Origin of the sequence: Streptococcus australis ATCC 700641, assembly GCF_000186465.1 — a bacterium.
Classification (GTDB): domain Bacteria; phylum Bacillota; class Bacilli; order Lactobacillales; family Streptococcaceae; genus Streptococcus; species Streptococcus australis.
The window spans coordinates 887,954-913,880 of record NZ_GL636091.1 but is presented as its reverse complement, the minus strand read 5'-3'; the positions used below and the strand labels follow the sequence as shown (position 1 = coordinate 913,880).

Annotated in this window: 29 protein-coding genes and 1 pseudogene; 2 read left to right on the top strand and 28 right to left on the bottom strand. The window is 43.5% G+C overall.

Features of this window, described 5'->3' with window-relative positions:
• Positions 1-3: 3 nt before the first annotated feature.
• From HMPREF9421_RS04200 to HMPREF9421_RS04190, 3 genes and pseudogenes are all read right to left on the bottom strand, one after another.
• Positions 4-833: pseudogene (locus HMPREF9421_RS04200) on the bottom strand (energy-coupling factor transporter transmembrane component T family protein).
• A complete protein-coding gene (locus HMPREF9421_RS04195; RefSeq protein ID WP_006595745.1) occupies positions 826-2,508 on the bottom strand; it encodes an ABC transporter ATP-binding protein in 1,683 nt (560 codons plus the stop codon). Before HMPREF9421_RS04195 ends, HMPREF9421_RS04200 begins: the two are co-directional and overlap by 8 nt.
• Complete coding sequence (locus HMPREF9421_RS04190) at positions 2,509-3,282, bottom strand: nucleoside phosphorylase (RefSeq protein ID WP_040803222.1); 774 nt, start codon at positions 3,280-3,282, stop codon at positions 2,509-2,511.
• A gap of 616 nt (positions 3,283-3,898) precedes the next feature.
• On the opposite strand from HMPREF9421_RS04190, the gene HMPREF9421_RS04185 reads away from it, so the two are divergent.
• Complete coding sequence (locus HMPREF9421_RS04185; protein WP_006597157.1) at positions 3,899-5,179, top strand: uracil-xanthine permease family protein; 1,281 nt, start codon at positions 3,899-3,901, stop codon at positions 5,177-5,179.
• 34 nt (positions 5,180-5,213) lie between these two features.
• Here HMPREF9421_RS04185 and HMPREF9421_RS04180 read toward each other — a convergent pair whose 3' ends face one another.
• The 25 genes from HMPREF9421_RS04180 to HMPREF9421_RS04060 all read right to left on the bottom strand — a co-directional run bounded on the left by HMPREF9421_RS04180 (position 5,214) and on the right by HMPREF9421_RS04060 (position 25,108).
• Positions 5,214-6,110, bottom strand: a complete 897-nt coding sequence (locus HMPREF9421_RS04180; RefSeq protein ID WP_040802982.1) for a DUF4299 family protein — start codon at positions 6,108-6,110, stop codon at positions 5,214-5,216.
• 92 nt (positions 6,111-6,202) lie between these two features.
• Complete coding sequence (gene trhO / locus HMPREF9421_RS04175; RefSeq protein ID WP_006595741.1) at positions 6,203-7,186, bottom strand: oxygen-dependent tRNA uridine(34) hydroxylase TrhO; 984 nt, start codon at positions 7,184-7,186, stop codon at positions 6,203-6,205.
• A 158-nt stretch (positions 7,187-7,344) separates the two neighbouring features.
• Positions 7,345-7,821 (bottom strand): DUF6773 family protein, encoded by a 477-nt coding sequence (locus HMPREF9421_RS04170; protein WP_006595740.1) that lies wholly within the window; start codon positions 7,819-7,821, stop codon positions 7,345-7,347.
• A 28-nt stretch (positions 7,822-7,849) separates the two neighbouring features.
• The gene (locus HMPREF9421_RS04165) at positions 7,850-8,044 is read right to left on the bottom strand and encodes a helix-turn-helix transcriptional regulator (protein ID WP_003005328.1); all 195 of its coding nucleotides are present in this window, start codon (positions 8,042-8,044) and stop codon (positions 7,850-7,852) included.
• Between the two features lie 292 nt (positions 8,045-8,336).
• The gene (locus tag HMPREF9421_RS04160) at positions 8,337-8,888 is read right to left on the bottom strand and encodes an ECF-type riboflavin transporter substrate-binding protein (protein WP_006595738.1); all 552 of its coding nucleotides are present in this window, start codon (positions 8,886-8,888) and stop codon (positions 8,337-8,339) included.
• 13 nt (positions 8,889-8,901) lie between these two features.
• Positions 8,902-9,750, bottom strand: coding sequence for an SAM hydrolase/SAM-dependent halogenase family protein (locus HMPREF9421_RS04155; protein WP_006595737.1), 849 nt, complete (start codon positions 9,748-9,750; stop codon positions 8,902-8,904).
• A gap of 17 nt (positions 9,751-9,767) precedes the next feature.
• Positions 9,768-10,346: an MptD family putative ECF transporter S component gene (locus HMPREF9421_RS04150; RefSeq protein WP_006595736.1), complete on the bottom strand. Its 579-nt coding sequence runs from the start codon at positions 10,344-10,346 to the stop codon at positions 9,768-9,770.
• A gap of 15 nt (positions 10,347-10,361) precedes the next feature.
• The gene (locus tag HMPREF9421_RS04145; RefSeq protein WP_006595735.1) at positions 10,362-11,054 is read right to left on the bottom strand and encodes a methionine ABC transporter permease; all 693 of its coding nucleotides are present in this window, start codon (positions 11,052-11,054) and stop codon (positions 10,362-10,364) included.
• Positions 11,051-12,118, bottom strand: coding sequence for a methionine ABC transporter ATP-binding protein (locus HMPREF9421_RS04140; RefSeq protein ID WP_006595734.1), 1,068 nt, complete (start codon positions 12,116-12,118; stop codon positions 11,051-11,053). Before HMPREF9421_RS04140 ends, HMPREF9421_RS04145 begins: the two co-directional genes overlap by 4 nt.
• On the bottom strand, positions 12,111-13,484 hold the full coding sequence (locus HMPREF9421_RS04135) for a M20/M25/M40 family metallo-hydrolase (protein ID WP_006597153.1): 1,374 nt from the start codon (positions 13,482-13,484) through the stop codon (positions 12,111-12,113). The genes HMPREF9421_RS04140 and HMPREF9421_RS04135 overlap by 8 nt, the downstream gene beginning before the upstream one ends.
• Before the next feature lie 68 nt (positions 13,485-13,552).
• Positions 13,553-14,434 carry a MetQ/NlpA family ABC transporter substrate-binding protein gene (locus HMPREF9421_RS04130; RefSeq protein ID WP_006595732.1) on the bottom strand — a complete coding sequence of 294 codons (882 nt, stop codon included), beginning with the start codon at positions 14,432-14,434 and terminating at the stop codon, positions 13,553-13,555.
• A gap of 33 nt (positions 14,435-14,467) precedes the next feature.
• Positions 14,468-15,295 carry an amino acid ABC transporter substrate-binding protein gene (locus tag HMPREF9421_RS04125; RefSeq protein WP_006595731.1) on the bottom strand — a complete coding sequence of 276 codons (828 nt, stop codon included), beginning with the start codon at positions 15,293-15,295 and terminating at the stop codon, positions 14,468-14,470.
• Positions 15,296-15,423: 128 nt separating this feature from the next.
• Positions 15,424-16,566 carry an amidohydrolase gene (locus HMPREF9421_RS04120; protein ID WP_006597168.1) on the bottom strand — a complete coding sequence of 381 codons (1,143 nt, stop codon included), beginning with the start codon at positions 16,564-16,566 and terminating at the stop codon, positions 15,424-15,426.
• A gap of 188 nt (positions 16,567-16,754) precedes the next feature.
• Complete coding sequence (locus HMPREF9421_RS04115; protein ID WP_006595729.1) at positions 16,755-17,471, bottom strand: YebC/PmpR family DNA-binding transcriptional regulator; 717 nt, start codon at positions 17,469-17,471, stop codon at positions 16,755-16,757.
• 174 nt (positions 17,472-17,645) lie between these two features.
• Complete coding sequence (locus tag HMPREF9421_RS04110; RefSeq protein ID WP_006595728.1) at positions 17,646-17,900, bottom strand: Txe/YoeB family addiction module toxin; 255 nt, start codon at positions 17,898-17,900, stop codon at positions 17,646-17,648.
• Positions 17,901-17,903: 3 nt separating this feature from the next.
• The gene (locus tag HMPREF9421_RS04105) at positions 17,904-18,158 is read right to left on the bottom strand and encodes a type II toxin-antitoxin system Phd/YefM family antitoxin (RefSeq protein WP_006597166.1); all 255 of its coding nucleotides are present in this window, start codon (positions 18,156-18,158) and stop codon (positions 17,904-17,906) included.
• 233 nt (positions 18,159-18,391) lie between these two features.
• The gene (locus HMPREF9421_RS04100; RefSeq protein ID WP_006595726.1) at positions 18,392-19,486 is read right to left on the bottom strand and encodes a nucleotidyltransferase; all 1,095 of its coding nucleotides are present in this window, start codon (positions 19,484-19,486) and stop codon (positions 18,392-18,394) included.
• A gap of 6 nt (positions 19,487-19,492) precedes the next feature.
• Positions 19,493-20,233 (bottom strand): class I SAM-dependent DNA methyltransferase, encoded by a 741-nt coding sequence (locus HMPREF9421_RS04095; protein WP_006595725.1) that lies wholly within the window; start codon positions 20,231-20,233, stop codon positions 19,493-19,495.
• A 591-nt stretch (positions 20,234-20,824) separates the two neighbouring features.
• Positions 20,825-21,178 (bottom strand): ribosome silencing factor, encoded by a 354-nt coding sequence (rsfS, locus tag HMPREF9421_RS04090; protein WP_006595724.1) that lies wholly within the window; start codon positions 21,176-21,178, stop codon positions 20,825-20,827.
• Between the two features lie 14 nt (positions 21,179-21,192).
• Entirely contained in the window at positions 21,193-21,693 is a 501-nt protein-coding gene (locus HMPREF9421_RS04085; protein ID WP_006595723.1) for a cysteine hydrolase family protein, read from the bottom strand.
• Positions 21,694-22,290 carry a bis(5'-nucleosyl)-tetraphosphatase (symmetrical) YqeK gene (gene yqeK / locus HMPREF9421_RS04080; RefSeq protein WP_006595722.1) on the bottom strand — a complete coding sequence of 199 codons (597 nt, stop codon included), beginning with the start codon at positions 22,288-22,290 and terminating at the stop codon, positions 21,694-21,696. It lies immediately after the preceding gene.
• The gene (locus HMPREF9421_RS04075; RefSeq protein WP_006595721.1) at positions 22,290-22,919 is read right to left on the bottom strand and encodes a nicotinate-nucleotide adenylyltransferase; all 630 of its coding nucleotides are present in this window, start codon (positions 22,917-22,919) and stop codon (positions 22,290-22,292) included. Before HMPREF9421_RS04075 ends, yqeK begins: the two co-directional genes overlap by 1 nt.
• Before the next feature lie 21 nt (positions 22,920-22,940).
• Positions 22,941-23,252 carry a ribosome assembly RNA-binding protein YhbY gene (gene yhbY / locus HMPREF9421_RS04070; RefSeq protein WP_006595720.1) on the bottom strand — a complete coding sequence of 104 codons (312 nt, stop codon included), beginning with the start codon at positions 23,250-23,252 and terminating at the stop codon, positions 22,941-22,943.
• A 219-nt stretch (positions 23,253-23,471) separates the two neighbouring features.
• Positions 23,472-24,578 carry a ribosome biogenesis GTPase YqeH gene (gene yqeH / locus HMPREF9421_RS04065; protein WP_006595719.1) on the bottom strand — a complete coding sequence of 369 codons (1,107 nt, stop codon included), beginning with the start codon at positions 24,576-24,578 and terminating at the stop codon, positions 23,472-23,474.
• A gap of 2 nt (positions 24,579-24,580) precedes the next feature.
• Positions 24,581-25,108 carry a YqeG family HAD IIIA-type phosphatase gene (locus HMPREF9421_RS04060; protein ID WP_049514161.1) on the bottom strand — a complete coding sequence of 176 codons (528 nt, stop codon included), beginning with the start codon at positions 25,106-25,108 and terminating at the stop codon, positions 24,581-24,583.
• Positions 25,109-25,310: 202 nt separating this feature from the next.
• On the opposite strand from HMPREF9421_RS04060, the gene HMPREF9421_RS04055 reads away from it, so the two are divergent.
• Positions 25,311-25,910: a TVP38/TMEM64 family protein gene (locus HMPREF9421_RS04055; RefSeq protein WP_006595717.1), complete on the top strand. Its 600-nt coding sequence runs from the start codon at positions 25,311-25,313 to the stop codon at positions 25,908-25,910.
• The last annotated feature ends 17 nt before the right edge of the window (positions 25,911-25,927 follow it).

Here is a 25,927-nt window from a genome sequence, read left to right as displayed (position 1 = left end):
TTCTTACCTCCAAGGATTATAGAAGCGACCTTGGTTTACCCAAATCAAGACTATACTTAAGACTACCATAAAGATTGACCCCAGGATAATCAAGTGATCACGAGTCGTCATCTCCTGATAGGTGTACCAGGTTCGTTTTTATTTTTTCCAAAGCGTCGCAATTCCATCGCCGTAGAAATCGTTTCAATCCGCTCTAGAGAACTAAAAATCAAGGGAGAAATCATCTGAAGATTTCCCTTCACCCGCTGGACAAAGTTGGCTTTTTTGGACAACTCCAATCCTCTTGCTTCTTGGGAGAGCTTGATAATCTGGTATTCCTCCTGCACATCTGGAATATAGCGCAGGGTCAAGCTGACTGAATAAGCAATCTTGTAGGACACCCCTATCTGATTGAGACTCGAAGCAAATTGACTAGGATGGGTGGTCATCAAGAAAATAAGAGCCAAAGGAATGGTACAGACATATTTCAAAGTAAGGTTGAAAAGATAAAACAACTCTTGGGCTGTAATACTATATGCCCCTAAACCATCTAGAAGAACTGTCTTTGCTCCATAGATTTCTACCCCATATTGAGGGGCAAAAAGATAGACCATCAAGACATTGAGAAGGGCAAAAGCTAAGGCAAAACTCAGAACAAAGGAGATGTCTTTCCAACGAATGCCTGAGGTTGCAAATAAGGCGAGGGCACCCAGACCAATGACCAACAACAAGCGGGTATCGTAACTCAACATGGCAGCTAATGATACCAACAATAAGAAAAGAAGCTTGCTAGCGCCTGAAAGGCGATGCAGAAAACTGGTTCCGGCATGGTAGCCGACTAAGCGATTATTCATGACCTTCCCCTTTCTGATTCATATAAAACTGGGTCAAGGCAAGAGGATCGACACCAAGTCGATTTGCCAAGGCGAAAATAGACGTTTCTTTCAAATTAGCCCGTCTTAAAATTTCTGGTTGAGTCAAGAGCTCTGCCGGCGTCAAATCTGCTAAAATCTGCCCATCCATGACCACAATTGCCCGGTCGGAATAATCCAGCATCAGTTGCATATCATGGGTAATCATGACAATGGTATGCCCCTTTTGCTGGAGTTCATCAAGGAAATCCATAATTTCTGTATAGTTTCGTTGATCCTGGCCTGCCGTCGGTTCATCCAGTACCAAAACCTCAGGCCCCAATACTAAAATCGAAGCGATGGTCACCCGCTTTTTCTGACCATAGGATAGAGCAGAAATCGGCCACTTACGAAACTCATAGAGACCACAAGTTTTCAAGGCTTGATGGACACGACTTTCAATCTGGTCCTCTGGGACATTTCTCAAGCGAAGACCGAGAGCTACCTCATCAAACACCATGGTCGATGAAATCATCTGGTTAGGATTTTGCAGGACATAACCTACTCTCTCTGCCCGCTCCTTGACACTATCACCCTTGATATCCTCTCCCTTTGAGAAATAGGTTCCTTCCGTCTGGATGAAGCCACAAATCGCCTTAGCAAGGGTTGATTTTCCAGCCCCATTTTTACCAACAATCGCTAGCCGTTGGCCTTTTGGAACGGTTAAAGAAAGATCTTTAAGAATAGGCTGGCTTTCTCGATAGGCAAAGTTCAAATGACCAAGCTCTAAAATTGCTTCTGCCTCTGCACCTTTTTCAAAATGTGGAGTTGGAATTTCCACTGATAAATCTTCAAGTGGTATTTTTTCTACGTTATCCAAATTCGGTAGCTTGCTGATATCCTGGCCTAACTGGCGAAGAGTTGTTAAATAGAGGGGCTCCCGAATCCCATTTTCAGCTAGCAGTGTCGTTCTCAACAACTCATCTGGCTCCCCATTAAAGAGGACTTGTCCTTGATTGATCAAGATGACCCGATCAATGGGACGATAGAGCACATCCTCCAAACGGTGTTCGATGATAATAGTTGTTGTCCCTTGCTCTTCATGAATTTGATCGATTAGATCAATGATATCCTGACCCGACTTGGGATCTAGATTAGCCAGTGGCTCATCAAAGAGCAGGATCGGACTTTCGTCGATCAGGACGCCTGCCAAGCTGACCCGCTGTTTTTGCCCACCGGATAAATCTTGAGGCCGATGGTCCAAGAGCTTACTCAAATCTAAGCGCTCCGCCCAGGTGTGAACCCGAGATTTCATACTTTCCGGTTCCACCATATCGTTTTCAAGAGCAAAAGCCAAGTCTTCTGCTACACTAAGACCGATAAACTGGCCATCCGTATCCTGTAAAACCGTACTGACCAAGTGAGATTTTTCATAAATACTATGATCAAAGGCTTCTGTCCCCTGAATGAGAAATTGCCCACTACTGGTTCCCTTATAGATATTGGGAATAATCCCATTTAGACACTGACCAATGGTTGACTTACCAGAGCCAGATGGTCCCACAATCAGGACCTTTTCCCCCTCGTAGATGGTCAGGTTAATCCCCTTTAAGGTCCGCTCAGACTGAGCCTTATACTGGAAGGAAAAATCCTTCAATTCGATGATTGCTTCTTTCATTTAGTTTGCCTTTTCCCATAAGAGCGCAAATTGCATTGCCAACTCCGCGATTCGGTCCTTACCATCTAAGTCCTCATGACTAGATAAGGTTCGGATATCCCATTTTTCTTCAGAGAGGTGGTCCGCTGCGTAGAAAAAATGGCAGAGTTCAAAGCCCCTAAAAGCTGCTAAGGCCGCAACGGCAGAGCACTCCATATCGACGCAGATGGCTCCTGCTTCCTTTCGACGCTTCATCTTGTCGATGGTTTCCCGATAGGGAGCATCGGTTGTCCACACTTTTCCTGACTGATAAGAAACCTTGTGACTGTCCAGAAAAGCTTGGAAGAGAGGACGGCTTTCCTTATTTACTTCCACTTCATCACTAGCCGGAAGATAGTGATAGCTGGTCCCTTCGTCTCTAAGAGCTGCTGTTGGAATGATGATGGAGGTCGCCTCAATATCTTGGTCCAAAACCCCACAGGTCCCAAAGAGCACTAGTTTTTCCATCCCAAATTGAATCAAATCCTCTATAATCCCCACACAGGAAGCAGCCCCAACTGGTGCATTAAAGACAGCAATCTGTTGGTCTTCAATCGTAATCCCATAGACAATGACTTCAAAGTTAGCCATGGAAGTTCTTGCAATCACCTCATGTTCATAATTTTCAAGGAGGCGCGCAAAAGTTACTCTGGAAAAGCAAGAGATGACTACTTTGGGAAATCCTTCAATTGGTTTGTGTAAGTCTTGTGGATTGATAATCGCCTGTCGATTGGCATCAAATTCTTCTAACAGCATCTCTTGCTCCTCTTTCATATATTCTACTTCTAGTCCTCTATTATACCATAAAATCGGCTTCTTTCCTTCTAACAAAGGAGCGAGAAGCCCCACTTGTTCGCCTTTTGTGCTAGGAAACAACACAGCTGTCCTCCCAAAAAAATAAAGAGGGAGCACACACCCACTTCGTCAATCGCTGACCTCTTTTCTGATGCAAAAATGAAAACCTTAATGACTCCCTCCTCGCTTTCTCATTTTCTGGCTCGGGAAAAGGGAGAGGGACAGAAATCGGTTACCATTTAAAATGACGGTTTCGTCGTCCCTCCTCCGCAAAGTTGAGTAGGGCCATCCAAGCGAGAATTAGAGCGGGGGATTGGCCACTCAACCACTGCGTCTATCGCAGACCTCTTTCTTGATGATAATAGATAACACTTACTAACTCCTACCTCGCTTTCTAATTTTCGGGCTCAGGAAAAATTCGTTTACAAAACGAATTTTTTCTGCTATACTTCTTAGAAGCAAAGGTTTTTAATGTCATCCCGTGAGGTGACAAAGACACAGAATATGAATAATCTGAGGGCCCTTGCTATGCAAAAAAATCATGGGCTCTTTTTTGGTGCCCAAAAGTGAGGTTATTATGGAAGAAGAATCAACTGTTGATTTGCTCCTGGATGTCGACCAAAGTCCGGCACCCCTAAAAGGAATCTTATTAAGTTTCCAACACGTATTTGCCATGTTTGGGGCAACCATCCTGGTACCACTCATCTTAGGCATGCCCGTATCTGTTGCGCTCTTTGCATCAGGCGTTGGGACGCTAATCTATATGACTTGTACCGGATTTAAAGTCCCTGTCTATCTCGGCTCTTCCTTCGCCTTTATCACCGCTATGGCTTTGGCGATGAAGGAAATGGGCGGAAAAGTCGATGCAGCACAAACTGGGGTTATTCTGACTGGTCTGATCTACGTGCTTGTTGCTGCAGGTGTTAAAGTTGCTGGCACTCGCTGGATTGACAAATTACTTCCTGCCGTTGTCATTGGACCTATGATCATCGTCATCGGTCTAGGACTTGCAGGATCAGCTGTTAAAAACGCCGGTTTTGTCGAAGGGGGAGACTGGAAAAATGCCCTTGTCGCTGTCTTGACCTTCCTGATCGCTGCCTTCATCAATACCAAAGGAAAAGGCTTCTTCAAAATTATTCCTTTCCTCTTTGCCATTATCGGTGGCTATGTCTTCGCAGTCTGCTTGGGCTTGGTTAACTTCGATCCAGTCCTCAAAGCCAACTGGTTTGAGATTCCTGGCTTCTATCTTCCTTTCAATACAGGTGGTGCCTTCAAACAATACAACTTGTATTTTGGACCTGAAACCATTGCCATCTTGCCAATCGCTATCGTAACTATTTCAGAACATATCGGTGACCATACAGTGCTTAGCCAAATCTGTGGCCGTCAATTCTTGAAACAACCAGGACTTCATCGTACCCTTCTTGGTGACGGGATTGCAACTTCTGTATCGGCCTTCCTTGGTGGTCCAGCCAATACCACTTATGGAGAAAACACCGGTGTAATCGGAATGACCCGTATCGCTTCTGTTTCTGTTATCCGAAATGCAGCCTTGATCGCTCTTTCTTTGAGCTTCTTTGGTAAGTTTACTGCCCTCATTTCTACCATTCCAAACTCTGTTCTCGGTGGAATGTCCATCCTTCTCTACGGAGTTATCGCAAGTAACGGTTTGAAAGTCTTGATTAAAGAACGCGTCGACTTCAGCTTAATGCGCAACTTGATTATTGCAAGTGCTATGTTGGTTCTTGGACTTGGTGGGGCTACTCTGAAACTTGGTCCAGTGACCCTCGCAGGAACAGCTCTCTCAGCTATGACAGGAATCATCCTTAACTTAATCTTGCCACATGAATCAAATTAAAAGAAAAAGTTCTCAGAATTGAGAACTTTTTTTATTAGAGTTGGGCTAATTGCAACAAGCGTTCCTTAGACAATTTTTTGATTTCAATTTGATTGGCATCCAACAATTCAAATTCACTTGAGTCCAAAGAACTCAGTAAGGCTTCTAAATTCACAGCTGCCACTGGCTTATAACTCTCTGGCATATCGGGATTTCCAGTAATTTCCACTAAATTCACTTTCCAGTCGATGATTTCATCCATATTCACCTTCTCTACAAACTCAGCAGGTACAAAAGTCACTCGTGGCAAAACAGTATCCGTATCTTCTGTTAGACTGTAACTGCCAATAATACCTCCCGTTTCGTTCTGACGGTAGAAACGAACTTGACTAAAGAAGGCGGAGCTGTATTGAACCTTTTTAACCACTTGACTGAACTCCTCTAAAGGTTGAGCGGAGTCTAGGATTTTACGAAGGAGCTCACGATCTAAAATTACAGGATGAGCAAATCCCTGAAGCTGATATTGATGAAGGTCTGGATCTTTTTCTAGATTCTGTAGATTCTTCAGCAAATAGTTCTCATAGTCAAAAGAGAAAATAGAATCTGCGTCATAGCTGGTTCCTAAATTATCGTGAATCTCATTCCCCAACTGGCGAGCTAGGGCACTGAGCCATTCCAAGATGAGTCGCCAATCTTCAAGGGTGGCAAAATCTGCAAGGATGAACTGATAAGCATGCTCTTGATCCAGGTAACGAAGGATGATGGGCAAGCAGCTCTTGCCATAGCGGATACACATCATGGCTGGAAAATCTTTGAGAGAGCGACCAAGCATGGCTTCCTCAAAACTGTAGGTAAGAACTCCTTCCACCAAATTCAATACATCTTTAGCTGGCATCACTTTTTGATAGCCAAACATACTCTTTTTATTTCGAATTGAAAACACAACTGACATTTGTTTTCTCCTTTTTGTAATCGCTTACCAAATTATAGCACAAATTTTCATGACTTTCCATAGAAAAAAACAGCCGAAAGGCTGTTTTTAACTTATGCAAGAGTTCCATCAAGCGTCTCACCGATAACGGCCAAACGTTCAGCAACCTCTGCTTGTGACAAGTTGTGTTCTTCTACATAGCGATTGCGTGGATGAACACGGCACTCATGTGAGCAACCACGGAGGTACTTGTCTTCGTTCTCTTCTGAAGTCAAGATGCGACGGTTACAGAAAGGATTTCCACAGTTGACATAGCGTTCACATGGTGTTCCATCAAACCAATCTTTTCCGACAACACTTGGATCAACATGGTTAACATCGACAGCAATCCGCTCGTCAAAGACGTACATTTTACCATCCCACAGCTCTCCTTGAACTTCTGGGTCTTTTCCGTAGGTTGCAATTCCGCCGTGCAATTGACCGACATCTTTGTAGCCTTCACGCACCATCCAGCCTGAGAATTTCTCACAACGAACGCCACCTGTACAGTAAACTACGACACGCTTGTCCATGAATTTTTCCTTGTTATCACGGACCCATTGTGGCAACTCACGGAAATTGCGGATATCTGGACGAATAGCGCCACGGAAGTGTCCAAGATCGTACTCATAGTCGTTCCGAGTATCAAGAACAACTGTATCTTCATCTAGGAGAGCTTCTTTAAATTCTTTTGGAGACAAGTAAGCACCTGTCGTTTCAAGGGGGTTGATGTCGTTATCGAAGTTATCATCCTCTAATCCAAGGTGGACAATCTCTTTCTTATAGCGGACGAACATCTTCTTGAAGGCTTGCTCTTCTTCCTCATCCATCTTGAACCAGAGGTCTTCCATACCCGGAAGGCTGTGAACGTAGTCCATGTATTTTTGCGTCGTTTCGTAATCACCAGAAACGGTACCGTTGATTCCTTCGTCAGCGACTAGGATACGGCCCTTGAGGCCGATTGATTTACAAAAAGCCAAGTGATCAGCCGCAAATTGTTCTGCGTTTTCGATGGGAACATATTTATAGTAAAGTAAAACACGAATAGGTTTTGCCATAAGATTCTCTTTTCTAAGATTAAATTATCAGAATTTTTCATTCAACTATACCAGTATACTCTCCCCAGAAAACGAATGCAATTTATTTGACTGAAAAATAAAAGCCTGGGGTTCCAGACTTTTATTCAAATTCTTAAATAACTTTATGAGCTCCCCCCTTAGTCCTCCAACTCTGCCTCGATCTTCTTCTGTTTTTTCCGATTGATAAGGGCTAGTGGTTTCTCTAACAGATAAGTCAAAAGGGCAAAGACTAAAATAGCAAGAACGATTTTGAGCAGATACTTGGGACTGAACATAAAGCTCATCGTTTCTCGCTTCCCAATCACATCTGCTGCAATCACAAATAAGGCAAATAGGATGCCTGACCCAATGCGGCTGAACCAGCTATCTTTTTCTAACATATCTCGAACATCAATCCCTGAACTGATCCTTCTCACAAAGGCATAAGCTCCCATGGCAATCAACAAAAAGAGCTCTGGAATATAGGCTATTAGGTCCAAGTCCAGGATACTAGCTTTCACAAAGGCAGAGACTGCAATAAAGCAGGTCATTCCTAGAACAAGTTCCCCTGCAATTTTTCCATCAAGCAGCATGGTCCGCTCATCTTTTACAATTGGTTCTTTCTTTTGTTTCATATATTTCCTCTTTCTATTGTTAAAACTGTTACTCCCAGAACAGTTGATCCAGCGTCTTATCCAAGGTCTTACAAATTGCTAGGCAGAGGCTGAGGGTCGGATTGTACTTCCCTGCCTCGATCAGGCCAATGGTCTGACGTGTCACCCCGATGGCATCTGCAAGATCCCCCTGGGTCATATCATGCTCGACCCGGGCCATTTTTAATTTGAGATTTTTCGCCACATGCTTTTCCTTTCTTGTTTTTATAACTCTATTATACACTATATTTTCTATTTTGCAACATATATCTTGCATTTTGTAAAAAATATTTTTTACTCACAAAAAGAGGCGGGGACAAAAGTCCTAGCCTCTCAATTGTCTTTGGATTGTCGAGTAAGACGCAGTGGTTGAGTGGGCTTTACTACGCTGATTACATCAGTTTTTACAGCCCTACTCAACTGTGCGGAGGTGGGACGACGAAATCGAATTCTAACGAATTACCGATTTCTGTCCCACTCTCTCTTCTTATTTACGATTAATCTTTAGACAAACTTCCATCTTTTGTTTGGGTACGAGCATAGGCAATCAAGAGAAGAGAACCTGCAATAGCTACCACTAAAGCATTGACAGAACCTGCTACAACACCTTGTAGGAAGACTTTATTTGGATTATCGTGGTAGATCAAGACATCCCCAACCGGAGCAATCAATCCCCAAATAAGCAAATTGGCAATGACTTGCACAACGTTAAAGACGATCAATTCTTTCTTGGTCACTTCTCCTTTTAGGTCACCGATTTGTTTGCGGAAGATACCAACAAAGAGACCAAACAAGCCACTAGAAATGATCCAAGTCCACCAAAGACCACCTGACATAGCGTCCTTAATAGCATGACCGATTAAGCCCATCAAGAAACCAACAATCGGACCAAAGATCACACTAAAGAGGGCTTGAAGAGCAAATTGCAACTGAATGTTGGTATTTGGAGCTGGCGCTGGAATTGGAATCATCGCAATGACCACAAAGAGGGCTGCTCCAACCCCGATAGCTACAACATCCTTAATTGAAAAAGCTTGTTTTTGTTTCATATTTTATCTCCTATTAATTTTCCATTTTTCTAATTTCGATATGCCAAGAAGCCCCAACTCCTACGTTATAGGCCTTAGCAAAGGATCCCTGGTTGATGGCAAGGCCAACACGGTAGAGGGAATTGATATAAAGGATTGGCTGTCCAATCCGCACATCGGCGAAAGACTTGCCGTAAGTTACTTGGTTTTGATAAACCAGCATGTCATTGTTATAGATGGTCACTTCAAAGCGTTCCCCAAATTCAGGTTCCAAATGATTGAACTCTTCCCGAGTAATCGAAGTCCAGAGAGAACCAAAGCGTACATCCAAGATGTCAACGGCTCCTTTGACAAGATTGTCCTCCATAACAGTTTCCACCACAGGGATTTCTACAATGTGTTCAACACTGAGTTCTGGTCCCACTTCCTCAAAGCTGATATGGCCACTGGCTAACTTAGCTCCTGTATAGGCATAGACATCACGCCCATGGAAGGTATAAGAAAACTCTGTATTGGCCCGGCGGTTCTTCACCTCTGAAATCTCACGAATGGCAACGATTCCTACATGTTTCTTGATGAAAGAGAGGGTCCCATTATCCGGTGTAACAATGTATTGATTCTTGGCCGTTTTGGCTACAACACTTTTACGTTTGGAGCCGACACCCGGATCGACGACCGATACAAAGGTTGTCCCTTCTGGCCAGTAATCCACCGTCTGAAAGAGGCGGTAACTTCCTTCAAAGATATTATAAGGTGTAATATCATGAGTCAAGTGGTGAATCTTGAGGGTTGGTGATTCCTCTAAGGCAACCCCAATCATAGCAGAGACAGCCCCATCCACCAGACCAAAGTCTGACTGAAGGACTAGTAAATTATTGTGCATGTTTCTTCTCCATTATGTTATTTTCTATTTAGTTTTTGACAGACCAAGTATCCAAGAAGATAACCTAGCAGAGCTCCAAGAAGAAGGGTCAGTAAAAACCAGCTCACCGTTCCCATATTCGACGGTACCATAACGCGTTCGATATAATCCATCGACTTCCCACGGGCTAGTAAAGAAGCACGATAACTAGCTGGTTGGAACCACATCATAAGGATAGGCCCTGTCGTCGTAAAGGAAAAGAGGAGGAAAGACACCGCATTGCCTAACTTCGACTGGTAGTGGCCACGGCTTGCGACCAATTCTGCCAAAAGCCCTCCAACAAGAGCAGGCAGAAAAGCTCCAGCTCCATGACGAGTGAAAAGGAAAAAAGCACCAATCACAAGAGCAACGACTAGAATGGCTCCTGTTCGTTGAATTTTCTCAATATAGACCTGATAGATTCCTCCACCAACCAGGGCAGAGAAGGCTGGAGCATAGAACATGTTGCCTTGATGATCAACCAAATTTCCAAGTAGGACACCTAAGCCAATGGCAAGAAAATACAAGCCTGCAAAGGTCGCAACCTGCTTAAACTGATGTTTCTGTATTATTTTCATGTATCTATCCCATCCTTACCGGTGACTAATTTTCTTGGTCAAGAAATCACCGATAAACTGAATAAAGAAAATCAAAAGCAGAATCAAGAAGGTTGCTAGCAAGGTAACGTCATTATTAAAGCGTTGGTAACCATATGAAATAGCGACGTTTCCGAGACCACCTGCTCCAATCGCACCCGCCATGGCTGTTTCACCAACCAAGGAAATGAGGGTAACGGTTGTGACACGAATCAAATCAGGAAGTCCTTCACGAAGGTAGACACCAACAATATCCCAAAAGGTTGCCCCACTAGCTTGAGCTGCTTCAATCACCCCACGGTCCAATTCAGACAAAACGACTTGAACTTGGCGAGCAAAGAAAGGAAAGACAGCTAAAGATAGGGGGACTAAAGCCGCCGTAGGACCAATCCCAGTTCCGACAATCATACGAGTAAAGGGATTGATCAAGGCTAGCAAGATGATAAAAGGAATGGCACGGAAGATGGACGTGATTTTATCCAAGATATGGAAAACCAATTTATTCTCGATAATCCCACCAGGTGCTGTCAAGACTAATAATAATCCTGCAATGAGTCCCAATAAACCACCAATCACAAAAGAGATAAAGGTCATGTAAAGGGTCAGATAAATCGCTGTTCCCCATCCAGCTTGGCCACTCCAGCCCATCCGGTAAACATTTGGTAGATAGGTTTGAATAAAGTCAATCATGCATTACTCCCTTCTTTTAAGACACGCACAGAAACACCTGCTGCTTGTAGATCCCGCTGTGCTGCAGTTAGATTCGCTGCTTCCCCAGTAAGGATAACAACCAACTCCCCAACAGGGGTATGATCCAAAATTTCAATATTTCCGTGTAGAATATTAGCAGACACTTGGTACTGTTTATAAATATCGTTGATAATCGCAGTGTCTGTCACCGAACCAGAATATTTCAAATGGGCCAAAACAGAATCAGCCGGCAATTTCTTAACAATTTGTTGCTTGTTGATTTTCACCATAGCTTCCTCGATTCCTGTTGCAGTTGTGATGAAGTCTTGTGTCAATTCGTTTTTAGGATTAGAGAAGATGTCTAAAACAGAGCCTTCTTCAATCAATTCACCATTTTGCATGACAGCCACTCGGTTGGCAATGTCTTTAACGATCTGCATTTCATGGGTAATCAAGACCACTGTCAAGCCCAACTTCTGATTCAGCTCTTGCAGAAGAGCAAGGATTTGTTTGGTCGTTTTTGGATCTAGTGCGGATGTTGATTCGTCAGAAATCAAAATCTTTGGATCGTTGGCGAGCGCACGCGCAATCGCCACCCGTTGTTTTTGTCCACCTGACAATTGAGCAGGATAGTTGTCCGCCCGATCTGACAGACCAACTAGTTCCAACAACTTGGCTACTTTTTCAGCCTTTTGCTCTTTAGATAAGTCTGAATGTTTAAGGGCAAAGGCCACATTTTCAGCAGCGGTCATTTGGGCCATTAGATTGAAATGTTGGAAAATCATACCAATGTCTCGGCGTTTTTGGCGTAAAGCCGCAGCATTCAAGGTCACCTGGTCTTGATAGATGACATCGCCATCTACGGTAATAGTACCTGCTGATGGTACTTGCAAGAGATTGATGACCCGTACAAGAGTTGATTTCCCTGCTCCAGAATAACCGACAATCCCGTAAATATCCCCTTCATTGATATGAATGGTCACATCCTTCACGGCTGTAATTTCCCGTTTTTTCTGATGAAAGGTAACATCGATATGGTCCAGTTTGATAATTTCTTTACTCATAACTTGTGATTAACTCCTTAATTAATTCAATATGGGTATAGTAGTCTGCAATTTTCACATTCTCATCCCCACCATGATCTCGACTATTGGCATTTCCAATACCAAAGGCAGCCATTGGAACTTGCAAGGCCTCAAAGACCGTATGCATGGGACCAGTGCCTGCAGTTGTCGGAAGGACACAGACCCCTTCTGGATAAAAGCGTTTGGCCAGATCAATCACATTGAGGATGGACGGCGCACTCATATCACTCCGATAGCTCATTTCTCCTAGTGTGAAAACAAGTTCAATCTTCTCAAAGCCATTTTTATTCAACTGAGCACGAATCAATTCTAAGACTTGTTTGGGTTCCAGGCCTGGTACCAAACGAACTTCCATCTTGGCTCGAGCTTCTGCAGGGAGAATCGTCTTGACGCCTTGTCCCTGATAGCCTGTCCCCAAACCTTCAATGTTCATGGCTGGCTCAAAATAAAAACGTTTCAAGAACTCACTTCGTTCCTCTTTCAAGATAGGCAATTGGAGATTATAGATTTCTGTCACATCGTCTGCCGTTTTATTGGCATAACGATTAATCAAGGCCAGTTCCCGCTCGTTAGGCTCCTCAATCAATTCATAGAGGCCATCCACCAGGATCCGACCGTCTTTATCTCGTAGACTCGACAAAGCATTGAGCAGATACCAGGATGCTGAATCCACTACTCCACCATAGCTGGAATGGATATCCACATCTGCACTTTTGACCACCATGTCAAAGGTCACAATCCCCTTGTTTCCACCTGAGATTTCCAGCTCTCCTTGTTGGTTGCGGGTCCCTTGTTCCCAAACTAAGAGATCTGCTCCACGCAAGTGTTTTTTGTGCTTGGATAGATACTTGTCCAGATCCGTTGAGGCAGATTCTTCTGCCCCTTCGATAATGAAGGTAATGTTAACCGGAAGGTCGCCATTTTCACGGATATATTTTCGAATAGCCGTCAAGCGTGCAGTAATATGACCCTTGTCGTCATCTACCCCTCGACCATACATGGTCCCGTAATGGACCGAAAGCGTAAAGGGATCACTCGTCCAAGGTTGGTCACCATCTGCTGGAACTGTATCGTAATGGTTGTAGAAAATGATGGTCTTCGCATCCGGATTGGGTGAAACAAATTTAGCAATAACAAATGGAGCTGTGTAGCTGTCATCCACAGTTACCTTAGCTCCTGCAGCTGTGAAGATTTCTCCCAGGTAGGTTGCTACTTCTTTTAAACCAATCTGCTGGGCAAAGATAGACCGCTTGGAGATGAGAGTCCTTAGGACTTCAAAATAATGCTGAGCCACCTCATCATTTTCAAATTTGCGTATTTGTTCTGTCTCTCTTGGATTGGACATCATTTCCTCCTACTATACACGATAAGAGGTAGAGAAAACCTTCTCCACCTCTCTATTCATCCTCTTGATTACCAAACTGGTTGGTCCATACCGTCTGAAGATTCTTCAATGACTTTCTTCACGTTATCAGTATGGTAGGCTTTAATAATGGCTTCGATTGCTTTCGCTTTATCAGATGATTTCCAATCTTTCTTAGCTGCAATCAAGTTGTACCATTGTTTAGAGTTGCTGTTTGCTTTTTCTACAAAGAGAGCTTTCTTGTAATCAATACCTGCTTCACGAACAAAGGTGTTATTGATGATTGCTGCATCAACTGATGGAAGTGAAGAAGCTGTTTGAGAAGCGTCCAACTCAGAAATTGTCAAGTTCTTTGGATTGTCTTTGATGTTGCTGATGGTAGCCAATTCCCCATCTTTTGTATCCAACTTGATCAAACCAGCTGATTCCAATACATACAAGGCACGGCTTTCGTTTGTTGGGTCGTTTGGTACTGCAATGGTACCTTTTTCAGGAATGTCTTTCACATCTGTGTATTTGTTCTTTCCATCTTTTGTACCAGAGTAAAGACGGATTGGCGCAATGTAAGTATCTGCTACAGAAACTAGGTCTGCGCTGTTTTCTTTGTTCCAGTTTTCAAGGTAGTTGTAATGTTGGAAAGCGTTGATATCCACATCCCCATCGCGAACAGCTTGGTTTGGTTGAGAATAGTCTGTAAACTGAGTGAATTCCAATTTGATGTTCGCTTTTGCATCATCTAAGTTCTTTTGCACTTCTTTCCAACGTGCTTCTTCTGTATCACTTAAGTTCATCACCCCAACTTTAACAGTTGTCACACCATCTTTATCAGATGAGTTTGATGAGTTTGATGAGTTTGAAGAACCGCATGCTGCTAAGGCAAAGGTTGCAACGGTAGCAAGAGCTGCTACACCAAAAAGTTTTGTTAATTTCATATTCTTTTCTCCTTATGATGTTTTTAAATAACCTTATTTAATATCAGAAGCTTCTGGAAGGTAAGTTCCACCGAAGTACTTCTTAGACAATTTTTCCAGTGTCCCATCTTCGTACAACTCTTTGATCCGTTTGTTGACGAAAGTTTCCAATTCTTTCTCACCTTTGGCAAGGATTGGGTATACGTATGGTTGTTGATCGCTTGGTAGTTCGATGACCTCCAAGTTATCCAAGCCTTGGTCCTTGATGATGGCCTCAACTGTCAAGCGTTCAAAAATCTTATAATCCGAACGGCCATCGCTCAAATTAGACAGAATGGATTGGATGGTCCCCTCTGTATATTTGAGCTCTGTTGGATTGTCCTTATGCTCTTTATTGTAGGCTTCCAATTGTTTCGCTGTAGAAGTTCCTTGGATGACCTCTGTAGACTTGCCACCGATATCATCTAATGACTTGATGCCTGAATCTTTACGGACTACTAAGACCACTGGGTTCTTAGCGTAAGGATTTGGGTACAAGTATTTCTCCGCACGTTTTTTATCGTAGCTAAGGTTGCTGACACCGATTTGGTAACGATCACCGTCTAAGCCCGCAAAGATTGAAGACCACTCTGTCTTATTAAAGTTGACTTCGTATTTATCTGAACCTTTGAAGATTTCACGCATGACTTCGATTTCGTAGCCAGTCAATTCCCCATCCTTATCATAGGTGAAGGGTTTGGTTGTCCCAACTGTTGCGACTTCAATGGTCCGTTTTCCACTTGATTTACTTGATGACTTGGATGAGCAAGCAACCAAAGTCCCAACTGCAGCTAAGCCCACAAGGCTTAGAGCAACATATTTGATGAATTTATTCAATTTCATTTGTTCTCCTTTTTCACTAAAATTGTTTATTCCTCTGTAAAAAAACAGCTTTTTCCATCATATCAAAATTCCCAACTCTTGGGTATTATATTTTCTTTATAGAGGTGATAGGTTTTATCTATCACCTCTCATTTGGTTGAGAATTTTTCCAGCAAAGCGAGGGCATTTTCAACGTAATATGGAACCGATACCGCAAAAGCCGCGTCATCTATCACCATGCTATCATGGTGGAGATCCGGTGCATCCGCTGCACCATTGGATCCTATAAAAGCAAAGACTCCCGGGATCTTCTCTTGATAGAAGGCAAAATCTTCACCCGCTGTCGACGGCTGAGCCTCCACAACTTCTGCGAAAGACTTGGACCAGCGAAAGACTTTTTTAGCCAAGGTCTTATCATTATAGGTAACCGGTGGCGTCTTGCCCCAATCAAATTGGACCATGACTCCGGTACTGTTAGAGATCTGTTCGATCACGCGAATGAAATCCGCCTTGAGACGTTTCTGAAGATCCGGATTAAAGGTTCGAATAGTTCCTTCAAAGAAACCAGACTTGGGAAGAACATTCCAGGTTGAACCAGCTTCGATATGCGTCACTGATAGGACGGCTGTCTCAAATGGCGAAACCGTACGTGAGACTAAGGTCTGTAACTGCTGTACCATACTAGTAATCGCTACAACAGTATCCAAACCAAGATCCGGTCGAGCCGCATGACTGCTCACCCCAGTGACAGTCACCTTGAACTTTTCAACTCCTGCCATCATGGCGCCTGGACGCAGGGCCAACTGACCCGCAGGCAATGACGGCATGTTGTGAAATCCAAGGATGGCTTGGACATCCTCGAGGAGTCCGGTCGCTAATACCGCAGATGCTCCCTCAGAAGTCTCTTCAGCCGGCTGAAAAATTAACCGAACCGTTCCCTTTAAGTCCGCTTCCATACCTTTTAGGACTTCTGCAGCCCCTAAGAGGCTCACCTGGTGGAAATCATGGCCACAGGCGTGCATGACACCAGGGGTTTGGCTTTGGTAGTCGAGATCCGTGTTCTCCTGAATCGGGAGGGCATCAATATCTGCGCGCAGGGCAATGACCGGTTTGCCGCTTCCGATTTCAGCAATCAGACCAGTTTTTAATCCACTGTTTAAAATGCGTACACCTAGCTTTTCCAAATAGGCTTTGAGATAAGCTGTGGTTTGGTATTCTTGTCCAGACAACTCTGGATGCTGATGCACATAATGCCGAATGGGCACTAGATGTTCATAGGATAATGATTCCATTTCTCGTCCCCTTTCTAGCATAGTTCTATTCTATCACTGCCTCCCCTATTCGTCTAATTCCTATTTTTTTCTCTCAGTTATAGCCAGGAGCTATATCACTTTTTATTATTACTTCATACTCGTTCCTTAAAAAGCCGCGCTACAAGAAAAAAACCTTTGAAGAAATTATCTTCAAAGGTCTATTTCTATTAGAATCCATCTACGTTGGTGTAGATTTTTTGCACGTCCTCATCGTCTTCAAGAACGCTGTAAAGTTTTTCAAAGGTTTCCAAATCTTCACCCGACAACTCAACTTCTGATTGAGGAATCATTTCCAATTCAGTTACTTGGAATTCTTCGATACCAGATTCACGCAAAGCAACAATCGCTTTGTGAAGGTCAGTTGGAGCAGTGTAAACAGTGATGCTTCCTTCTTCTGCTTCCACATCGTCTACATCCACATCTGCTTCAAGCAAGAGTTCAAAGATAGCATCCGCATCGTCACCTGCAAAGACGATGACTCCCTTGTTGTCAAAGAGGTAAGATACAGAACCTGAAGCTCCCATGTTACCGCCGTTTTTACCAAAAGCCGCACGGACATTGGCAGCTGTACGGTTGACGTTTGACGTCAAGGTATCAACGATCAACATAGAACCATTTGGTCCAAATCCTTCATAACGCCCTTCTGTAAAGGTTTCGTCTGTATTTCCTTTTGCCTTATCGATCGCTTTATCAATCACGTGTTTTGGCACTTGCGCTTGTTTAGCACGGTCGATAACGAATTTCAAAGCAGTATTCAATTCTGGATCTGGCTCACCTTTTTTTGCGGCTACATAGATTTCTACACCGAATTTCGCATATACTTTTGAGTTAGCACCATCTTTGGCAGTTTTCTTGGCTACAATATTGGCCCATTTACGTCCCATGAGGATTCTCCTTGTGTTTGGTTCATATTATTTTCAATCTTTAACATTATATCACAAATCGTCATCATTAGACTAGATTTTTCTATTTTTAACGGGGAAATTCATGGGAATTTTCTATGAGGTGGAAACTTTAAATAGCTCGTTTAACTATAAAAAAGACTCTCTATTAGAAACTTAGTAATGGTCTTTAAAAGAGAGGAAAGCGACACCTGACTCATCTAGCATATAAATCAGGCGATTTTCTGCATCAATCCGCCTTGACCATGCTCCTTGAAAGTCATATTTCAAGGGTTCAGGTTTACCAATCCCTGCAAATGGATCCCTTTGAATCTCCTTAATCAGGCTATTAATCCGCTTCAGTGTTTTTTTGTCCTGACTTTGCCAGTAACAATAATCCTTCCAGGCATCTTCTGTAAACTTGAGTAACATCCGTTACCCCTCAATCTCATGGAGTTGAACCTGACCAGCTCGGACTTCTGCCATGCCCCGCAAGACCTTATCTGACAATTCTTTGTTCTGAGCTAGTCTTAGGGTTTCTTGTAGGCTGTCCCACTCGCTCTTAGAAATAACCACAATATCTTCGTCTGGATTCTTATTCACGACTGTCAAAGGCTCCAACTCATCATTCACCTTCTTCATATAATCCTTCAAATGATTGCGGAATGTTGAATAAACAACTGCTTCCATTACCATACCTCATTCTACTGCTTTTCTATTATTATACATGAAAAAGAAAAACTTGTCAGGAACTTGTACAAGTTTTCCCTCTCCACTTAATTATTCGTAAAAGCTTCTAAATTTGGTAAAAAAAATCCATTGTCTAAAAAGATTTTTTAGACAATGGATAAACACTGTTTCCGTGCATCATCACTTTCTTGCTTTACGTGAATAAGGGCAGAGAAAATTTTATGTAAGACCGTTTATTCTTCCACTCTCACCGGCACCCGACCCCAGGTTTGTTCCGGTAGTTGGGGATGGCCCAATTGATAGACTTGGTCTGCTTGCTGGGTCAAGGCATCCCAAGCTTCCTTACCAATTCGCGTTACCAAGTCCACTTGACCTTTTAGTGACTTGAGGTGGGCCTGGCCCTTTTCAGTGAAACCCAAGACATGGATAGCGGTCGGCAAGATTTCTTCTCTCGCACCTACTAAAATATAAGTCAAAATGCGGCGGACACGCGCCTTGGTATAGCGCTTGGTTGCCACTTTCTCCACCAAGTATTCCACAGAACTCGCGCTTCGAATGGCATCCCTTATCCGATTAGCCAACTCTTCATTGACCTGAAAAATATGTGTCAGATCCGGATGGGTTAGGATTTGATAACGGAGCAATTGATAGTAATCCTCCCAAGATACCTTTGGAGCCGACTGAAAGAGTTGGCTATTGGGCATGAACTGATCCACAAAAGCGTGGTCCTCTTTATGAAGACGAAGGCTGGTGGCAGAAGCATAGGCCACCTCTTTTTCTTCTGAATGGTAGCCCGCACCTTGACGTTGGATAGGTTTGAGCGCAATCCCCTTCCCAGCACAAGCCTTGGCATAAGCCAAGCCCAGGATATGGTTGGGAGTAGCTCCTGTGAACTCCACTCCAGCAAAGGTTTCCCACATTTTTTGGGTCTTCTGTGGATAGGATAAATCGTCAGGAAGGCTTCGCAAGAAAACTTCCATTTCCGATGATTTCTCCGAGTAAACTGCTGCAATCGCTTGATAATCTATGACCTCTTCTGTCCCAAAGGTCAATTGGTCGATTCCCAGACGGGACAAGATTTCTACCGCTCCCTTGGCAAAATGATCAGCCGACTGAACAGCCACGAGAAAGGGGAGCTCGACCACCAGATCCGCTCCATTTTCCAAAGCCATCTGGGCCCGTGTCCATTTGTCTACAATGGCAGGTTCACCACGTTGGACAAAATTCCCAGACATGGCAACGATTTTCAGCCCTTCTGCCTGTTCCAGCAGGTACTTGTGCCCATTGTGAAAGGGATTAAATTCTGCAATAATACCTGTAACTGTCATGCAGGCCTACTTCTGTGCTACAAAAAACCATCGTTTACTGGTCTTTGTTGGGGCCTTATCTTCAAAGTCTGCATACAATTTGAAAGATTTAAAGCCAGCCTGCTCCAATAAGATGTCATAGGTTAAAACTTCATAAGTGCGTTCCTCATGAACTTCATCGTGACGACTAAAGGAGCCATCCTCCTCTTGGACAAAGAAGGTCAGCTCATGGACAATCGAGTGAGGAGCTTCATCCTCATAGGTATCCCAGAGCATGGCAAAATCTTCCGCATTTTCATGGTAAGAATAGCCCGGGAAAACCTCATCCGTCTGGTAGGTCGAATGGACATCAAAAATAAAGATACCATCTTCATTAAGAGCGTTATAGACTTCTTTGAAGACATCTCCCACTTCCACCTCGTCCTGCATATAGCAGATGGAATCAGAGTAGCAGGTCACAAAATCGTAGGTACCCGCTTGCGACAGGTCCAGCATATTGCCCTCGATAAAATCAATCTTTTGCTTGGCTGAAGCCGATCTTTTTTCAGCAATTTTCAGCATATCAGCACTCAAGTCTAATCCTGTTACGTCAAAGCCAGCTTGGGAAAAGCGGACAGACTGAATCCCTGTCCCACAAGCCAATTCCAGTAATTTTTTCCGATCCTTGCTTTTAGGGAGATGCCGGAGAGAAAAATCCGTCCACAAATCATACAGACTGTCATCCATGACCGCATCATAGACCGCTGCAAACGTTTCATAAGTCGCCATAAATCAAGATACAAAGAGCGTTAAAAGCAAAGAGAAAATAGGAAACTTTCTGCCGTATCGTCAGATACAAAGGAAGTTTATCTTTTTCTCACAGCTTTTAGCTCGTGTTCAGTTGACAAATTAACTAAACACGACACCCTATCCTTTCTATTCTAAAATTAGTCCGCCCGTAATCCGATAGAAAATTAGGGGAGTGAGACAGAACGAGTTTTTTAAAAAATTCGTTCGTTGTCTCACCCCCGCAAGGCTGATTAGGTACTCTTCCGAGCTAAAAAAGCGAATGAAGAATCCAATCAGCTACTGCGTCAAACAATAATTTTTATAGTTAACAATTTGACATAACCCTATCTATTTTCCGAGGATTACAGGACGGGTTCAAATCCTTTCTAAGATACAAAGAGCGTTAAAAGCATAGAGGAAATAGGAAACTTTCCGCCGTATCGCCAGATACAAAGGAAGTTAGGCTCTTTCTCTCAGCTTTTGGCTCGTGTTCCGTTACCAACCTAACTAAACACAAGGCCCTATCCTTTCTTTCCATAGAATTTCAATTTAACCAACAAAACTCAGTTGCTACCAACTGAGTTCACCTGCTTATGCTAAGGTTGCTGAAAGATCGACAGCACTTGCTTCGTGCCATAGCTTTTCTAAATTATAGTGGGCACGCATTTCTTCTGAGAAGACATGGACCACTACACCACCTAAGTCAAGAAGGACCCAACCTCCAGCTGAATTCCCTTCGACATGGCTAGCATTAAAGCCAGCTTCGATGACCTTCTCACGAATATTTTCAGCGATCGCCTCCAATTGGCGGCTGTTCATAGAGCTTGCGATAACAAAGTAATCCGTCACACTGGTCAAGCTTTGAACATCCAAAGCCACAATATCTTCTGCACGTTTTTCATCGGCAGCTTTAACAACAAGTTCAAGTAATTCTTTTTCTTTCATTTAATCCTCTTTCTTTAAAAAATTGTTTTGTAGTCTAAAACATCCGCAAAACGTTCTTCCCAAATATTTTCATAAAATTCATTGAGCGTTTCTGCTGGGATATCCTCTCCATCAAAGGTTGTGACAGCTCCTTCTGGAATGACCAGCTTATAGCCGTATTCGAATCCCACTTTGATGGATGTATCGACACAATATTCTGTCTGCATGCCACACAGGACCAAATGTTCAATCCCTTGTTGATCCAAGTATTCTTTTAATCCTGTCTCTTTAAACATGCTATTGTATCGCTTCTGAAATACCTTTTCATTCTCCTGTCTATTCAACAGGGGCGATAACTGCCAATCTTCTGAAGTTAAAGCCTCTGGCGTTTCAATATGCTGCATGTAGATGATTTCAATCTGCTGTTTTCTAGCCCGATCTTGCAAATAAGCAATCTTCTCTAAGAGTTTTTCTGTCTCAAAACCTGTTTCCACGAGAATATTTTGAACATCAATAATGATTAAAGCTGTTTTCACTCACTGCTCCTCTTTCAAATACTTCACAAAGGCATTGTAGGTTTCAAGGGTTTGGGGATAAATGGGCAATCCTTGGTGGGCTAGATGTTCGACTGTGCGAGCCGTCTCATAGGCCACCGCACGATCTAAGGAGACTTGGGCGATTTCACGAGCTTGATCTACCCCTGGAAAGGCCCGGTTATGCTCAATATAATCTGCTACATAGACAATCTTGTCTAAAGTTGACATCTGTCCACTCCCAACCGTATGAATCTCAATACTGCGAAGAATGGCTGGATCTGTCAGTCCTAGATCTTCTTGGATCTTATAAATCCCGACCATCCCATGCCAGACATTGTTGCCCCAGTTTTTTAATGCTGGATCCAGCTCATAGCGATCGATCAAGTCCAGAAATTCCTGATCCGATAATTTCTTGGCGTAGTCATGTAATAGACCGGCTAGGCCAGCCTGCTCTTCATCTGCCCCATAGCGCTTAGCTAAGTCACGAGCGGCCTTCTCAACCCCTAAACAATGGGTTAGGCGTTTTTCCGGAAGGATTTGGCCCATTTTTTCGAGCAAGCCCTCTCGAGAAAAGCCGAGATAGTTTTCATAGGTCATTAATACAAACCTTCTTTCTTGATGTAGTCCAAAACTGGTTTTGGCAACATAAAGTTGGGCGTCCGACCTTGAGCGATAAACTCTCGCACCATGCTTGAAGAGATATCCATCAGGGGAACATCGACCCAAATCACTGGATAAGAAGTTCCCGCTTTGTAACGGGGACGTTGAACACCGACAAACTGGACCATCTCCACTAACTCGTCAATCCGATACCATTTTGGCAGGTAGTCCACCATATCAGCTCCAATGATAAAGTAATAGTCTGTATCTGGGTCTCGCTCATTGAGCAACTTCATCGTATCGTAGGTATAAGAGATCCCTTTACGCTCTAGCTCAATCGTCTCGATTTCTAGCCCTTCAATCCCTTCGATGGCTAGTTCTAGCATTTTTAAGCGATGACGCTCATCAATGGTTTCTTTTTTATCCACATGCGGAGGCTCATATTCTGGCATGAGAAGGACCTGGTCCAAGCCCAATTGTTGTCGGACCTGGTCTGCAACCACGAGATGGGCATTATGGACCGGATTGAAATTCCCACCCAAAATACCAACTTGTTTGCGTTTCTTGTCTTTGATCTCTGGCTCTATCTCTACCTTGGTAAAGGGAGTCAATAGTTCAATTGCCATAGGTTTGCTCTCCTCGATGTCTTAGATTTCTTTTACTTTGACTGAAATCTTCCGGTTTTCTTTTTTGCTTGATTGTTTATACAAGATGAGGATGCGTCCAATTTTTTGAACCGTATCCACACCGATTTCTTCTTCCAAGATTTCCGCTACTTCATGGATATTCTCGTCCGTATTTTGAAGGAGGGTGACCTTGATCAGTTCGCGAGCGTCTAGCGCTTGGCGAACACTGGTTTTGATTTGATCGTTAAGCCCGTTTTTCCCGATTTGGATAATAGGTTTGAGGCTGTGGGCTTGGCTATTGAGGAAAGCCCGTTGTTTGGATGTTAATGTCATGTTTTTTTCATTGTTTCTTTTTTGATACTTTTCTGATGTTGCGGCGGTCGTCAGCGACCTCCTAGTGGAGTTCCATGACTAAAATTTGAGCCTAAGGTCTCAAATTTCCCGCGCCTAAGTAGTCAAACACCTACTTAGGCTTTCACCACAGCGAAAAGTATCCTTTCTAGGCTTGTTACACTCGCCCTGTCTATAAAGAAACTATTTCCTTTCAAATTTTTAAATAATAGCTTTGCGACTTACGACGGCGACGCCTTCTGGTGCCCACACAGCTACTCTTGCTTCCCCATTGACGCGGATCCAGCCGAGTCCTGAGATGACGAGGTCTGTCTTGTCCTTGATGGTAAACTCATGGGAAACCAAGGGTGGAAATTCTTCTTTTTCCTTGCTGTTAGGGGGTGTTAGTAAGCCACCGACATGCTTGTCATAAAAGGCAGTCGCTCCTTCGAGTTTGGTCCGATGAAGCTTGAGTTCGTTATCAAAGAAGGCGGTGAAACCTTGCTTTTCTCCCTTGATAAAGTCAAAGCGTCCCAGACCACCCAAGAAGAGGGTTTGCTCTGGGTTGAGCTGATAAGTCTTGGGCTTGATTTCCTTTTTAGGGCTGACATACTTGAGGTTTTTAGCCGTCAAATAGTGAGCCATCTGGTGGCGATGGATAATCCCTGGTGTATCGTAGATGTAGGATCCATCGTCCAGTGGGATTTCAATCTTGTCCAGTGTTGTTCCTGGGAAGCGAGAGGTTGTAATGATATCCTTGTCTCCAGTGATTTCTTGGATGATCGCATTGATGAGGGTCGATTTCCCTACGTTGGTCACACCCACCACATAGACATCACGTCCCTTGCGGTGCTGCTCGATCTTTTCCATCAAGTCCTTGATGGCACTCTTGTTTTGGGCAGAGGTGAGGACCACATCGACAGGACGCATGCCTTCTTCGTGGGCTCGCTCCATCAACCAATGGGTCACCTTGCTATCCTTGACAGACTTGGGTAAGATATCCTTTTTATTACCGACCAAAAGCACATCATTTCCTGCTACAAAACGGGGTAAGCCGGGGATGACGGAGCCATTAAAGTCAAAAATATCGACTACATTGACCACGAGGGCATCACTATCTCCTACCTCGTGTAGCAATTTCAGGAAATCATCATCTGTCAGATGTACATCTGTGATTTCATTGTAGTGACGGAGACGGAAACAGCGTTGGCAATAGACTTCGCCTATTTCTAAGCCCTTTTCAAGAGCTGATTGGGGAGTATAGCCTAGTCCCTCTTTGTTTTCTGTCTGAATGGGGGCTCCACAGCCAATACAGAATAATTCTTCCATTCTTAAATTCCTTTTTTATATACAATCGGACCATATTTTTCGGCCATTTGCTTCATGACACGGCGTTCACGCGCCCGGTTGATCTGGGTCTTGATGGAATCATGCTCGACCAAAGGTTTAACCAAAATCGAACGAATTCCCGCCCGATGAGCTGCCCGAATGTCGGTCATCAATTGATCCCCTACCATGACCACTTCATTTTTTTCATAGTGGAAACGTTTGAGAGCCCGATCAATCCCAAAGGTAAAGGGCTTGAGTGACCAAGCTTCAAAGTCAATATCAAATTTCTCAACCGCACGTTTTACCCGTTTAGGACTATTATTGGACACCACGATGACCCGAATCCCACCATCACGAAGGTCATGCAACCACTGGCGCATCTCTGGGGTGCCGTCCGGATTATTCCAAGCAATCAAGGTATTATCCAAATCCACGAGAACGGCCTTGATGCCCTGTTTTTTCAAGTCTGCAACGGTGAGATCATAGGCTGCTTCCACCGCAAAATCTGGTTTGTAATTTTCGATTGACACGTTTTTCTCCATTTTTTATATTCTCTTCATTGTAGCATAAATGGACGTATTTTGCACTTGCTTCGCTGTCTCCTCTTTGTAAGAGGCCCCAATCTATCTCTTTGATATTCCCTAAAATAGACAAAATCGTTACAAAGTTCCAAAAACGTGGTATAGTAGAAGAAAAACTACACGGAAGAGTTATGATAGCAAAAGAAAAAAATTGAGGGAGGTCTCACCTCTCCTCCAAAAAATCATCAATTGGTCCTCCATCATTGGAGCCCTCGCAACCCTTGTTTTCTGTATCTGGGCCTACTTTGCTGGCATTCTTCAATCCAAGGAGACCTTGTCGGCTTTTATTCTCCAAGCAGGTATCTTTGGACCCCCTCTCTTTATCTTTCTTCAGATCCTTCAGACAGTGGTCCCTATTATCCCTGGTGCTCTGACCTCTGTCGCTGGGGTCTTTATCTATGGCCACATCATTGGGACCATCTACAACTACATTGGAATTGTCATTGGCTGTGCCATTATCTTTCACCTGGCGAGAATGTACGGACCTAAGTTTGTCCAGTCAATGGTCAGTCAGAAGACTTACGACAAGTATATTAACTGGCTCAACGAAGACAAGCGTTTTGATCGTTTCTTCATCTTCATGATGATCTGGCCCATCAGTCCTGCAGACTTCATCTGTATGCTAGCTGGTTTGACAAATATGACCTTCAAACGCTACATGACGATTATTATTTTGTGCAAGCCGATTACCTTGGTCATCTACACCTACGGTCTCACCTATATCATCGACTATTTCTGGCAAATGATGTAAAAAAGATGTTGGGCAAC